Origin of the sequence: Vreelandella zhaodongensis, from assembly GCF_013415115.1 — a bacterium.
Taxonomy (GTDB): Bacteria; Pseudomonadota; Gammaproteobacteria; order Pseudomonadales; family Halomonadaceae; genus Vreelandella; species Vreelandella zhaodongensis.
In genome coordinates this window covers 99,006-113,702 of sequence record NZ_JACCDD010000010.1, presented here as the reverse complement: position 1 = coordinate 113,702, position 14,697 = coordinate 99,006, and the positions used below count along the sequence as shown (strand labels likewise).

Here is a 14,697-nt window from a genome sequence, read left to right as displayed (position 1 = left end):
AGGTCGGTGATGGTCACGGTCAGGCCGTTGTCCAGCATCTCCTGGGTGACGGCGCCGTTGAACAGCTCATTGCCTTTACCATCCACCACGATCAGGGTGTCACCGATTTCGGTGCTGCTGCCCAGGGTGACGGTGGCATTAACGCCATCGGCGATTTCGTCGGCGCTGTAGATGTCGCCGCTAGCCGCTTCCAGCTCAACACTGACCGTCGGCGCAGTGGCGTCGATAACGCCGTTATCCGTGGCGCTGTCGCTGTTGCCCGCTGGGTCGGTGACCGTGGCGGTAACGCTGATGTCGGTATCCGTGCCGTCCAGGTCGGTGATGGTCACGGTCAGGCCGTTGTCCAGCATCTCCTGGGTGACGTCGCCGTTGAACAGCTCGTTGCCCTTGCCGTCGGTGACCACCAGGGTGTCGCCCACTTCGGTGCTGCTGCCCAGGGTGACGGTGGCATTAACGCCATCGGCGATTTCGTCGGCGCTGTAGATATCACCTGACGCGTCTTCGAGTGCCACGCTAACTGTTGGCGCGGTGGCGTCGATAACGCCGTTATCCGTGGCGCTGTCGCTGTTGCCCGCTGGGTCGGTGACCGTGGCGGTAACGCTCAGTGCAGTATCCGTGCCGTCCAGGTCGGTGATGGTCACGGTCAGGCCGTTGTCCAGCATCTCCTGGGTGACGTCGCCGTTGAACAGCTCGTTGCCTTTACCATCCACCACGATCAGGGTGTCACCGATTTCGGTGCTGCTGCCCAGGGTGACGGTGGCATTAACGCCATCGGCGATTTCGTCGGCGCTGTAGATGTCGCCGCTAGCCGCTTCCAGCTCAACACTGACCGTCGGCGCGGTGGTATCGACACTGTAGCCGCGTTCAGTATCAGCGCTGTAGATGTTGCCTGCTTCGTCTTCCCCAATCACATCAGCCGTGATGCTGTCATTGTTAGCCAGCAGGGTGCCTGGAACGTCAATAGCATAGTTCAGGTTTTCATCGACTTGGCCGGTGAAGGTCTCACCACCCACCGTCAGAGTGACGGTGTCGCCTTCGCGGGCGTCGCCACCCACGGTGCCGGTGATGGTGATGTCGCCTTCAGCTTCTTCACCGTTGATTATGTCGTCACCAGCAATCGTGTCGATGATGATCGTGGCTTCTAGCTCGATATCCGCATCGGCGTCGGCGTCAGCATCCGCATCTGCATCTGCATCTGCATCTGCATCTGCATCTGCATCTGCATCTGCATCGGCGTCAGCGTCAGCGTCAGCGTCAGCGTCAGCGTCAGCGTCAGCGTCAGCGTCAGCGTCAGCGTCAGCATCGGCGTCAGCATCCGCATCCGCATCCGCATCCGCATCCGCATCGGCGTCAGCGTCCGCATCTGCATCTGCATCGGCGTCAGCATCCGCATCGGCGTCAGCATCCGCATCCGCATCCGCATCCGCATCCGCATCCGCATCCGCATCGGCGTCAGCATCCGCATCGGCGTCAGCATCCGCATCCGCGTCAGCGTCAGCATCGGCGTCCGCATCCGCATCCGCATCGGCATCGGCATCGGCATCCGCGTCAGCATCCGCGTCGGCGTCCGCATCAGCATCAGCGTCTGCATCTGCATCAGCGTCCGCATCGGCGTCAGCATCAGCATCAGCATCAGCATCAGCATCAGCGTCAGCGTCCGCATCGGCGTCAGCATCCGCATCCGCATCCGCATCGGCATCGGCATCAGCGTCCGCATCAGCGTCCGCATCGGCATCTGCGTCCGCATCTGCGTCCGCATCTGCATCGGCGTCAGCATCCGCATCCGCATCAGCATCGGCGTCAGCATCGGCGTCAGCATCAGCGTCGGCATCGGCATCGGCGTCGGCGTCGGCGTCGGCGTCGGCGTCCGCATCTGCATCTGCATCAGCGTCCGCATCGGCGTCAGCGTCCGCATCGGCATCGGCATCGGCATCGGCATCAGCGTCCGCATCTGCATCAGCGTCCGCATCGGCGTCAGCATCTGCATCGGCATCGGCATCGGCGTCAGCATCGGCGTCAGCATCGGCGTCAGCATCGGCGTCAGCATCGGCGTCAGCATCGGCGTCGGCATCAGCGTCAGCGTCAGCGTCAGCGTCCGCATCGGCATCGGCATCGGCATCGGCATCCGCATCGGCATCGGCATCCGCATCCGCATCCGCATCCGCGTCAGCATCGGCGTCCGCATCGGCATCGGCATCGGCATCGGCATCCGCATCAGCGTCCGCATCGGCGTCAGAATCCGCATCCGCATCCGCATCCGCATCCGCATCGGCGTCAGCATCGGCATCAGCATCGGCATCAGCATCAGCATCGGCATCGGCATCGGCATCAGCGTCGGCGTCGGCGTCGGCGTCGGCGTCGGCGTCAGCGTCAGCGTCAGCGTCAGCGTCAGCGTCAGCGTCAGCGTCAGCGTCAGCGTCAGCGTCAGCGTCAGCGTCAGCGTCAGCGTCAGCGTCAGCGTCCGCATCGGCATCGGCATCAGCATCAGCATCAGCATCAGCGTCGGCATCAGCGTCCGCATCGGAGTCGGCGTCGGCGTCGGCGTCAGCGTCCGCATCGGCATCAGCGTCCGCATCGGCGTCAGAATCCGCATCAGCATCAGCATCAGCATCGGCATCGGCATCGGCATCGGCATCAGCGTCCGCATCGGCATCAGCATCAGCATCAGCGTCCGCGTCAGCATCCGCATCGGCGTCCGCATCGGCATCGGCATCTGCATCTGCATCGGCATCGGCATCGGCATCGGCATCGGCATCGGCATCGGCATCAGCATCTGCGTCAGCGTCAGCGTCAGCGTCAGCATCCGCATCGGCGTCAGCATCTGCGTCCGCATCGGAGTCGGCGTCGGCGTCGGCGTCGGCGTCGGCGTCGGCGTCGGAGTCGGAGTCGGCGTCGGCGTCGGCGTCGGCGTCGGCGTCGGCATCAGCATCTGCATCTGCATCAGCGTCCGCATCGGCGTCAGCGTCCGCATCAGCGTCCGCATCAGCATCAGCGTCGGCATCAGCGTCCGCATCGGCGTCGGCGTCAGCGTCCGCGTCCGCATCGGCATCCGCATCCGCGTCAGCATCGGCGTCAGCATCTGCATCAGCGTCAGCGTCAGCGTCCGCATCAGCATCGGCGTCAGCATCCGCATCGGCGTCAGCATCCGCATCGGCGTCAGCATCTGCATCGGCATCAGCGTCCGCATCGGCGTCGGCGTCGGCGTCGGCATCAGCGTCCGCATCTGCATCTGCATCAGCGTCCGCATCTGCATCAGCGTCCGCATCGGCATCAGCATCAGCGTCCGCGTCAGCATCCGCATCGGCGTCCGCATCGGCATCTGCATCTGCATCGGCATCGGCATCAGCATCTGCGTCAGCGTCAGCGTCAGCGTCAGCATCCGCATCGGCGTCAGCATCTGCATCGGCATCTGCATCTGCATCTGCGTCCGCATCGGAGTCGGCGTCGGCGTCGGCGTCAGCGTCAGCATCCGCGTCAGCATCCGCATCGGCGTCAGCGTCAGCATCCGCATCCGCATCCGCATCCGCATCCGCGTCAGCATCCGCATCGGCGTCCGCATCAGCGTCTGCGTCTGCATCAGCGTCCGCATCGGCATCGGCATCGGCATCGGCATCGGCATCGGCATCGGCATCGGCATCGGCATCGGCATCGGCATCGGCATCGGCGTCAGTATCATCGATGTCTGTTGCTGTAGCGACTACGCCGCCGCCATCAAGCTCAACGAACTCGGCCCCTTCAAGGCCACCTTCAGTGCTAAAACTAAGCGGGTCGGTTTCTTCGGAAATACGGGCGAGACGCACAAAGCTGTTACCGCCGCCGCCACCGCCGCCAGCACCACCGGCTGCAGTCGCATCCAGCAGATCAAGTAGGTCGCCATCTTCATCATCGAGGGCGGCGAGCAGCGCTTCTAAATCGTCATCCAGAGCGCTGGCATCGGTGGCTACAATCGCGTCAAGATCAAGCTCAGAAGTAACAGCAACTTCTTGGCCACCCTCGATAACGTTAGCGCCTGTTCCGTCGGCAAAGTCTAGGTCTACACGTCCATCCGCAGACGTGATGAGCGTTTCACCTTCCTGCAGAACGTCACCAATGCTTAGCTCACGCAGGTTGCCGTCTTCATCACGTGCCCATGCCTGACCTGAAATCGCGATAACTGTTGCCATGTGCTGTATCCCACCCGCTGTTTCATCAAAGAGGTCGCCGCTTTAGTAAGAACCAATGAAAGTAAATTTTCATTAACGGCATTTTGCAACAGGCTAGTCTTGATGGGTGGGAATTCATATTGTACCGGTGGACAGTACGAACACAGCGGCAGGAAGGAGCTGGCGAACATGCTTGGAACTATAATGATCTGTCAGTGCTCAATAGAGCGTTCTGCCTTGGCTTTATTCTGCTCATCAGCCAGACTGATGGCCTCGTAGGCTTTTATAAGCCCAGCCATCATATTAAGTGCGCCAGGATCATTATTAAGCTGGCAACGTTGGCAAAATTCGTGCGCACGCGCAACCAATGCAACGTAGTTCGCAGCCATGGTTGGTGAATTAAACTCAGACCAGCCTTGCTGGCTCTCAGAGCTTTCCCATTGACTGCTGATCATCTCAAGCACTTCCGCATGGAGTTTTGCGGATAGCGGCCAATGTGTCCCCAGCGTGTCATATACCCAGCCCTGCCAGTCCAGTAGAAGCATATGATTGTCTATAACGGCCACGCGGGCGCTACTCGGATTTTGCACTGTCAGACATTTGGGCACCCTTTCCATCTCCACGACCATAAACGGCCAGAGCCGCATGAAGCGCTCAACTTGAAAGCGCTGTTTGTCTTCTTGGGTCAGGTATGCAAAATGCGAAGCCTTAATTTTCCTCATACGCTCAGGTAAAGAGGCAAACGTTGCGGTGTACTGGGTAATCAGCCTGTTGGGCAAAGGGACATGACGAAGGCATTGACGCAGCTCATTCATCCACGGTTTACGCTCTTCAGAGTTCTTCCACTGGGGTGGTTGGTCACCCACCTCTAACAACACAAAAGAACACCACGGCAAACAGCCACTTGCTCGTAAAACAGGGACTGTCGGGATGGCACCATAGCAATGACCGCTTACTTCACTCAAAAGTGCGGTCTCATGAAGCGCTTCATTTTCTCGTGCAGTGACGTAGCACTTGAGCAACATATAGCGAGGGGAGCCGTGGCTATCAGTATCACAAACTAATACGTGCGCTATGGCTCTCCCATAAAGCAGGCGACATTGTATAATTTCGGGTTCTCGGTGACAGTAGTTACACTCAACCACCCAAGGCAAGAGCCACTGTTTGAGAGTCGCTTGTTCAAAGCGTTGTACAAAATCCGTGGTTGAAAAGAGAGACACCTGCTGGGAGCGCGGCAAAAGCAGCATATTAATCTGCTGAAAATACTTAATAATGCTCAAGAAATTCACCAACCCATTGACACTGGCTGCCATCAATTGGCGCATTCCTAGCAGCAGTATGAACAGTGTCAGAAGTGGGCGCATCGTCCCATTGATGTAATCCAACACAATAATTAAAAACCCAAGGGCAAAGCTGACATTGATGACTGTCAGAACGTTACCTTGCAACGTATTCTGAATTTTCTGCACCCGCTCAAAGCGATAGTAAAAACCAACCACCATCACCAACCCCAGCACACATGAAATTGCCAATAGCGCTAACAGAGGATGCAGAAGAGCGATCACCAAGCAGAAGAGTAAGGCAATCACCGTTGATGATAGGGCGCCTATCACCACACCTAGTACACGCTTGCCCAGTAATCGATGGTTGGCCACTAGCCGAGTTTTATTCAAATGCCCCAGAATTAAGGTCGAAAGACGTGCTATGGCTTTTTTAACTAACCATTGAAGAAAGGCGTAGGCGCAAAAACAGAGTACTGCCAATGCTATTAATACCGCTATCTTACCACCGTGGGTATCCGCTCCGAGAACCCAGCCATCTATGCGACTGCGCCCAGTTATCAATACTTGAAGCAATTGCCAGGGTAGTACCAAGCTTGCCAACAACATGATTTGGCTTGCCACCTGCATCAACAGGATGGTCAATACGCGCCAGCGAAACGGCCACAACACTGCACGCGCCAGCGCAGCCATTAAGTCGCGAACTTGATCCCCATGGATCTCTTCCATCTGACTATGTGCCGCTAGGTTGCTCATTGATCAATCATTGGTTCAATAAGTTGCATAAAAGCACGTAACTCGTCCGGCTGATCGGCTATTGGCATATACGTTGAAACGGCATGATGCACAGCGGATAGGATGATCTCATTATGACGCAGGCTGCGCTGTTCGGCCTCTGCCCAACCATACACTGGCCATTGCTCTTGATGGGCCAGCGCCACTCCGACCTCATGCAGTGAAGAGAAAAGTAACGGCAGGAATGCGCTGCCATAAAACTTGCTCACTTCCACTACCAGGCCGCCATCATGATAGCGTTTATCTCGAAGCTCCTTCGGAATGGAGTTATCCCCCTGAGGATCAAGCAGATAAAACAATCGCTGCCAAAATGGGGCTGCGCCGTAGCTGTCTTGCATCACCACTTCAAGCGCCTCGACATTAGCGGGTAAGGGCTTCCCCTCTTGCACACCCCCTCTCAATAGCGATTCCGACCACCGGGCCAATCCTTCATGCACCCAACCTTGCTTAAACATCATGTGAGCATTTTGATAGAGATGAAAAAGCTCATGTGCAGGTGTTAAGTTTCCGGCTGGATCCACTTGGCCACCTAGAGCCATGCGAATATGGCAATCAGGCACAGTCGGACTGCGTACAACTTCATCATAAGCTTGTCCGCCACGTGATTGATCAGCACGTAATATCACCATAATAAAGCCTGCACGCTGATAACGTGGCATAAGCAAAGGTGGCGTAAGCCCAAGCACTTCGCGATAAAGCACATCGGCGGCTTTAAGCTGCATTTCCAAGTCATCAAGTCTCGTGGCGCTCTGCGCCACTTCCTGATCAACGGCCTCGACAAAGTAGTGAATGCTATCTAAACGATCAGCATGATCCGACTCATTTGCCAGTACCTCGAGCGGTGTATCACGCTGCAGGTAATAGCATTCCCCCGCTTCTGGAGGTGGTTGGGCAATTACTGGCGTTAGCTTGCCCATTGTTGCGCAAAGCATTAGCAGAGCAACCCAACCACGCTGGTATGACGATAGATGTTTAATCATGAGGTAGCTGAGAAAAAAGCGTGTGCAGCCCGGTGCCATGGGATGCCTTGGCAAGTACGCTATCTTGCGGCATTAGGTGGTCAGGCAGTGCTGACTCAAGAGCGTTGACATCCGCGAAGTGAAACACACCACAAGCTTCTCCACCCAATAGCGGCGCCAACACTTGGCAATGTTGACCACAAAGCAGAATTTTCCTAGCCGATAGCGTAGCAAGAATAGGCACGAGTTCCTGATGCAGAGCCTCTGCCGCTGATCCAAGCTCAAGCATATCACCAATAATTAACAGCTTTTTATCAGCCTCTACGGGGAGTGAGGAGAAGGCCTCCAGCGCCATACGCATTGATAATGGATTGGCATTATACGTTTCATCGTAAAGAGTGATTGGCATCCCGTAACAATCCAAGCCCCTCACCTCGCCTCTCCCCACCACCGCCTGGAAAGATGCCAAGCCGGCCATGATGGTTTCTAAAGGTAGGTGTTCGTGCCTAGCCACTGCTAATACCGCCATGGCATTGAGCAGCATATGACGTCCAGCAGCACTCATACAAAGTTCATACACAGCGCCATCAAACATAATGCGCCCGCTATTCCCTGCAAACTCCAGCATGCGTATGTCAGCGTCAGGATGTTCACCGAAACTGACCACCTGTAGGTGATAGCGCCTCGCCTGCTCAGCCAGATAAGTATACTGAGGCATATCGCGATAGAGAATAGCGACCCCGTCGGGTGGCATACTCTGAAAAATAAGCGCTTTCTTACGGGCAATTTCGTCCAGCGAACGGTGATACACCAGATGCGATGCCGCGATATTAGTAATAATGGCGATGTCAGGGCGAGCAAGCTCCGTATTCTGGGCCATGGAGCCGATGGCCATTTCAACCACCCAGTACCGTGCCTCTTGCGGCATCGAAGCGATGTTCCAGGCAATGCCAATCGGCAGGTTGGCACTGCCCTGCGTTTGCCCTACCGCACCGCTATAGCTCAGCACATGGGCTAGCATCGCCACTGCCGTTGTTTTACCTGCACTACCGGTAATTCCGACAACGCGACCAGCATAACAACGCCGTTGCCACCGCCCTATGGCCAGCGTCGCTGCTCGCACATCGGGAACTTGCAACACGGGCACGCCGATATCACGATACGCCTCGCTATCATCGCAAAGCACTGCGGAAGCACCTTTGCTCACTAGAGACCTCACCGCTGCGAATGGCAAGAAACCTTTATCCATTTCCTTGCCACGAGCGACAACCACCTGCCCCGGTTGAAAAGACTTCGGCCAGCAGCATAGTCCTCTCGCCTGCCATTCATCAGACGGCACTGATGTCCATCTCCCCTCAGTTGCCGAGGCGATAGCCTTAGCATCAAGCCGATTCCCTAACGGCGGTTTAACACTGGCATAGCCTCCCTCACGCAGCATCTGCTGATACGCCACCAACCCCGAAAGATAGTGCTCTACATCGTCAATCCTTACGCGAAAACTGTGATGACGAATAAAAAAACCATCCACGATAGTCGCGGGTGCCTTAAAGTACATTGCTACTTCCGGCCAGAAAAAACCATTCAGAAGATAGTTCGCTCTGGCATGCAGGGCACGGTAAAACGCATTGGTATCAAAACCATTCAGCACATCGGCTAAATCTGGGCGTTTCTCCAACTTGAGGAGTGTCTTGTGAAACGCCATCGACAGCTCAAGCAGCGTTGGAAAGGTGGTGATCCGCTCGCGAATAAAATCGACATAGCCCGCGATATTACGTACCGCAAACGCAAAATATTTGCGCTCAGGGCAGTGCGTCACCAACTCATTTGAGCAATACGCAAGCCAATGGTCGTGGGCATTTTCGTGTCCGCTAGCAATAAAGTAGTCAAACGCTTTAACCACGCATGCAAGCCAGCGACTATCGCGGGTATGGTCGTAAAGTCGCATTAGGGCAAAAGCGGCTTCGCCATCGTAATAAATGATCCGCGTCTTTTCCTTAACCGATAAATCCGCAGCATTGAGCACGTGCACAAAGCTACCATCAGTCTCCTGCATTCTTGAAATCCCTAGCGCCAACGCATCCGCCAGCTCAGCATAACGATCATCTCCCGTGACCTGGTGATACTTCACCAATGCAAGAATGGCGACCGCATTGGCTCCCAGCTTGATAATGTCGCCTACATCCACCACATAGGCCGCGCCTTGGCGATGAATAACGAACTGGGAACATAAACCCGAAAGCGCACTGGCAATCTGCTGGCGTAATACGTCAAGCTCCTCGTGACTTAAAAGCGCTTGCTCCGCACAAGCCTCATAGCCTTCCAACAAGGCATAGGTACTGCTGGCATGGCGTAACGAGTTATAGGTATTAATACGGCGGTCAAAACAGGGAAAATAGCCATACACATAACGACCATCTTGGCTCACCTGCTTGCCCAAAAAGCGGGTGGAGCGAGCAATCAGCTCTCCAGTGGATACCGCAGTCAGTGGGGGAGTCGCTCGCCTCCCCCAACGCCTCGGCTGAGTATCCAGAGCATGCACATTGGCTTTTTCACCGCTTACATCCACAAACACGCCAGTAGTGGAAAAGCTCCAAGCTGGCATATTATCGGCAAAGTCTGGCATCTGGCTTGAGCCATGACGCGCTTTTATATAACGCTCTAGATGAGCTTGATTGACGTCGGCATGTGCAACCTGATTCCCTGCGTATAAACAGGCATTAGCATTAAGCTCCATCTCTGTCAGCAAGAGCCGAGGAAACCTCTTGCCCACAAACGCTATGCCGCTGCGAAAATAGTTGCGCTTATAGCGTTTAATTTCTTGCTTTAGCGCCAGCCAATGCCACTCGCGCACCGCAAAAGGCCACTCCAACCGACACCACACCAGAGGATGAAGAAACTTTCGCTCCAGCTGTTCTAGTGCCTGCTTCAGTATGGGGAGTAACGCTGCCCAGTTACCTGCCTGCAAGTTGCCCACATCAAGCTGCACAGAAGTGACTTGCGCGCGCTCATAGCCATCGCTTGCCGACATCAGCATTACTTGCGCAAACTCCGCAAGCTGCGCATGCCTATTCAACCACATAGGCATCACCGTTTCGCCGATGCCATCCAACGCATGCGTAAGATCAACCGCTCGGGCAGACTGCGTGGCTTTTCCAGCGCCCTGCTCACTTTGTGGAAGTGGGCAAGGCAGTGAGGAGCTTTTATGGTCGGGCATTCAATTGCTCAAAAATAAGGGCTAAGGTAAGAGCCCGAAATTTAGTGAATACGTTCTGAAGTGCGCCCAGCAACCGGCGCTAGCTTCAGGATTAGCTGTAGGCGATCACGAACGGATAGCTTCTTAAATATGGCACTTAGATGGGCTTTTACCGTGCGCTCTGTGATATCTAACTGGCGAGCGACTTCCTTGTTTGTTGCACCGCGAGCAACGGCCAGCGCCACACCTCGTTCGCGTTCCGTGAGCAAGTGCAAATACTCACTGTGCTGGTGTCCTTCATCGTCCTGGCGGTTTTGCAACGCCTTAAATGTTCCACCCATCACTTTTGCAAGCAGCTCTTGGCCCACCCAAACTCCTTGATTGGTTACTACAAGCGCCACTTGGTTAAGTACATCCGGCGCTGCCAGGGTGTGTACGTAGCCACGCGCACCAAGGTCAAGCGCCCTTAGCGCCTCGCGATCATTAGGCGCATAGCTGAGCATCACCACAATTGCATTTCTTGCGGTTGCCGCTGGAACCAACTCCTTCCAGTTTTCAACCATGGTCGTTAGCCAAACCACATCCCCTGGCTCCGCCTTACCTAATACGCTATCTGGCGTGGTGGCTACACTTGCAGGAAAAGCACTTTCCCAGCGCGCCTTCAGACTACCATCCGTTGTTACAAACCAATGTTTCATTAGCGTTCCCCCATGGAATCTCGCCACGCCCTTAAAACAGGTTTAAGAAGGAACTGCATTACCGTTCGCTTGCCTGTCACAATATCCACCTGCGCGGTCATCCCAGGAATAACCTGGAGCCGCTCAGCAATATTTTCATCTTCAAGACTGCGCACACGCACCAAATAGAACGTATTACCATCATCATCGGTAATTGTGTCTGCGCTTATGTGGTCAAGTTCCGCCTGCAAACCACCATAGATGGCATAGTCGTAGGCGGTAAGCTTGATGGTGGCAGGTTGTCCGGGGTGTAAGAAAGCGATGTCTTGTGGCGCTATACGCGCTTCTACTAATAGTTGGTCATCACTGGGAATAATTTCGACAACTTCCTGCCCAGGTTGCGCAACACCGCCAATCGTATTGATGTGAATACGCTGAATCACTCCATCGACTGGGGAGCGGATTTCAGTTAGACGCACCCTGTCTTGGAGACCCGTGCCTGACTGTTGAAGAGCATTAAGGTCGCCACTGACCTGTGCGAGATCGTTTCGCCACTCACTGCGTCTCTCAGCCCCCAGCTCACGCAGCTGTGTTTCTGCTTCTTCAACCGCAGCCTGCAATCGAGAAACCGCTGCGTCCGCTTGACTTCGCTCGCCTGTGGCGCGAGACACTTCTCGCTGTAATCGCAAAACTTCGACTTCCGATACGGCGCCTGAGGCCAGGAGTGGCCTAGTCAAATTCAGCTCTTGGCTGGCCATATTTGCTTCGCGCTGAGCGGTATCTCGGCGAGCCTGAGCTTCCCTTAGCTCTTCTTGGCGCTGCCGTATGCGGTCATTAAGCACATTTTCTTGCTCACGAAGCTCCTCACGACGACTTTCATAAACCTCGCGCTCTTGCATCACAATACTAGGCACTTCCTGGCGCAGCTCTTCTGAGGGTTCAAAGGCACTGTTGGTCGCTAATGCCCGCAGCCTTTCAGCACGCGCTTCTAAAGCAAAACGCTGGGCGCGATTTTCTCGGAAATCAGAGACAAAGCGTGTCGGGTCAATTTGCATCAGCACCTCACCCGCACTCACAACCTGCCCTTCCCTGATCATGATTTGCTCAACAACACCACCATCAAACGACTGTATACGCTGTAATTGACTAGCGGGAATGACACGCCCCGTCCCACGCGTTACTTCATCGATAGCCGCAACAGATGCCCACACTAGAAGCGCCACAATGGTCACCAAGACCGTGTAAAGAAATAACCGAGCGCGCATCGGCTCTTGCTGCATACGCGCCCAGTCTGTATCACTCGCCCAATCACGACTAAGGTGGGCAGACGTTACGCGGCGGGCAAAAAGTCGGTCCATAAATGGCCGAAACGGCTTTTGGCCTTTTTCTGAGAACCGACCAATCGCTTCAAAACCTTTCTGCTCGGTGGTAGGCGCGTTTTTCTTTGCCATTATGACGCCCTCCCGATCTGGCCTTTACGCAACGCTTCGACCACAGTATCCCGCGGACCATCGGCCACCACTTTCCCTGCATCCATCACGATAATGCGGTCCACGAGGGAAAGCAGCGACGTACGGTGAGTGACAACGAGAATGGTTTTCCCAGGAGCGACGTTCGTGAGATTAGCTTTGAAGGCTTCCTCACTGGCGTTATCCATTGAGCTGGTTGGCTCATCTAACAGCAGAATAGGTGGGTCTTGTACCACGGCCCGAGCAATCGCAACGGCTTGTTTTTGACCACCAGAGAGCGCCTGACCGCGCTCCCCCACTTGGAGGTCAACTCCTTTTGGGTGGCTGTTGACCAACGACTCTAGCCCCGCTATTTCAATAGCTCTGAGTAACGCCTCGTCATCAACGCGATCACTACCACCACCGGCAACAATATTGTCTCTTAGCGAACCCGCAAAAAGGCTGACATCCTGAGGGACATAGCCGATATGTCGACGCAACTGAAGAGGATCCAACTGCCGGATATCAACACCATCGACTAATACAGCACCTGAAGTAGGCTGATAAAACCCAAGCACTAGCTTATTTAATGATGACTTTCCGCAACCAACACGGCCTAACAGTGCAATCTTTTCACCGGCTTTAATGGAAACAGAGACATCACGCAGTGCCTCTCTTTCTTCATTTGGGTAGCACAACGTTACTTTTTCTAAACGAATGCTGCCTGTAAAGCTTGGCTTTTCGACATACGCTTTCCCCTCGTGACGCTCTACCCTTTTGCTCATGACGCCATCTAAAGACTCCAGCGCCGTGGAAGACTGGTGATACTGCGCCAGCAAGGCAGCCGCTTGGCTAATCGGCGCCATTGCTCTGGATGACAACATATAAGCCGCAATTAACCCGCCCTGGGTCAGGTTACCTTCAATAATTTGATACACACCCACAATAATGACGCACACCGCAACGCTGTGTTGCGCCCACTGAGCAACACTAGAAACCGATGTGCTCACCATTTTTAGCTGAGCCCCGGTTCGGGAGAGAAAAGCAGTTGCCTTCTCCCAGTGGCGCTGAATACGACTCTCAGCACGCAGTGCCTTCACGTTTTCTAGCTGAGAGATAGATTCCACTAATAACGAGTTTCGTTGCGCACCCACTTCCCATGTCGTTTGAGAAAGCTCATGCAGCTTTCCTTGCGCCGCCAATGCGTACAACAAAACGAACACGATCCCTGCTAGTACCGGCAGCACTAGCCAAGGGTTAATCAGCGCAATAATGGCGGCGAAAAGCAGTACGAAAGGAAGGTCAACAATACCTAGTATTGTTGCAGAACCAATAAATGCTCTGACCGACTCAAATGATTGGAGCGTAGCCGTAAACGAACCTGTCGATGCGGGCCGTTCTTCTAGGCGTAAACCTAATGCTTTGGCCATGATAGAAGAAGAAAGCTTCACATCAGCACGACTGGCGGCCAAATCCACAAAGCTACTGCGCATTAGCCGTAGCGCCAGATCGAAACACAGCACTATGAAAATACCGATTGCCAATACCCAAAGCGTCTCTGTCGCTTGGTTTGGCACCACTCGATCATAAACATTAAGCACAAACAGAGGCATCGCCAGTGCAAACATATTGATGGCGACAGACCCTAATACGATGTCTCGGTAGAGACGTCGATTTTCACGGATAACCCCCCAGAACCAGTGTTGATCGCGGCGTTTTTTAACACTGGGCTCTGAGGCACTATCAACTCTAAATTTTGGCCTTACGTAGATGGCTTCGCCACTGTAACCAGCATGAAGCTCCTCTAGTGATATTTCCGTATCAGCCTCTGATAGCTCAGGAAAAATCACTTTTGCTTTTTGCTGCTTGAGATCCACCCCTAGCAGTACACAAGCACGCCCCGGCTCCAGCAATAAAATGGCAGGAAATAGGGCAGGATTTAGCCCCGAAAGCTTACTTTTCACAATATGCGAAGTAAGCCCAGCTCGCGAGGCTGCCCGCCCAAAGACGGAAGGAATTAACTTTCCTTGCTCTAAGGGCAGGCCCGCTTTTAAGGCCTCTGATGACACTTCATGCTGATAATATGAAGCAACTGTCTTTAAACACTCCAGTAACTCATCGTGTCCTTCCTGCTCGCTTTTGCGATCAGCCTGAGATGTTTCCAGATTACGTTGCGTCACTGAGACCTCATTATCCTAATGAA

7 protein-coding genes are annotated in these 14,697 nt (G+C 54.6%); all 7 read right to left on the bottom strand.

Features of this window, described 5'->3' with window-relative positions:
* A partial coding sequence (locus tag HZS79_RS16075; RefSeq protein WP_218928030.1) for a hypothetical protein occupies positions 1-4,163 on the bottom strand: 4,163 nt, incomplete at its 3' end.
* 191 nt (positions 4,164-4,354) lie between these two features.
* Entirely contained in the window at positions 4,355-6,178 is a 1,824-nt protein-coding gene (locus tag HZS79_RS16070) for an ABC transporter ATP-binding protein (RefSeq protein ID WP_179928358.1), read from the bottom strand.
* On the bottom strand, positions 6,175-7,149 hold the full coding sequence (locus tag HZS79_RS16065; RefSeq protein ID WP_246311487.1) for a hypothetical protein: 975 nt from the start codon (positions 7,147-7,149) through the stop codon (positions 6,175-6,177). Before HZS79_RS16065 ends, HZS79_RS16070 begins: the two co-directional genes overlap by 4 nt.
* Before the next feature lie 40 nt (positions 7,150-7,189).
* Entirely contained in the window at positions 7,190-10,390 is a 3,201-nt protein-coding gene (locus tag HZS79_RS16060) for a UDP-N-acetylmuramoyl-tripeptide--D-alanyl-D-alanine ligase (RefSeq protein ID WP_179928356.1), read from the bottom strand.
* A 41-nt stretch (positions 10,391-10,431) separates the two neighbouring features.
* The gene (locus HZS79_RS16055; protein ID WP_179928355.1) at positions 10,432-11,067 is read right to left on the bottom strand and encodes a helix-turn-helix transcriptional regulator; all 636 of its coding nucleotides are present in this window, start codon (positions 11,065-11,067) and stop codon (positions 10,432-10,434) included.
* Positions 11,067-12,497 carry an HlyD family type I secretion periplasmic adaptor subunit gene (locus HZS79_RS16050; protein WP_162218923.1) on the bottom strand — a complete coding sequence of 477 codons (1,431 nt, stop codon included), beginning with the start codon at positions 12,495-12,497 and terminating at the stop codon, positions 11,067-11,069. The genes HZS79_RS16055 and HZS79_RS16050 overlap by 1 nt, the downstream gene beginning before the upstream one ends.
* Complete coding sequence (locus HZS79_RS16045; RefSeq protein ID WP_340159026.1) at positions 12,497-14,674, bottom strand: type I secretion system permease/ATPase; 2,178 nt, start codon at positions 14,672-14,674, stop codon at positions 12,497-12,499. Before HZS79_RS16045 ends, HZS79_RS16050 begins: the two co-directional genes overlap by 1 nt.
* Positions 14,675-14,697 lie beyond the last annotated feature (23 nt).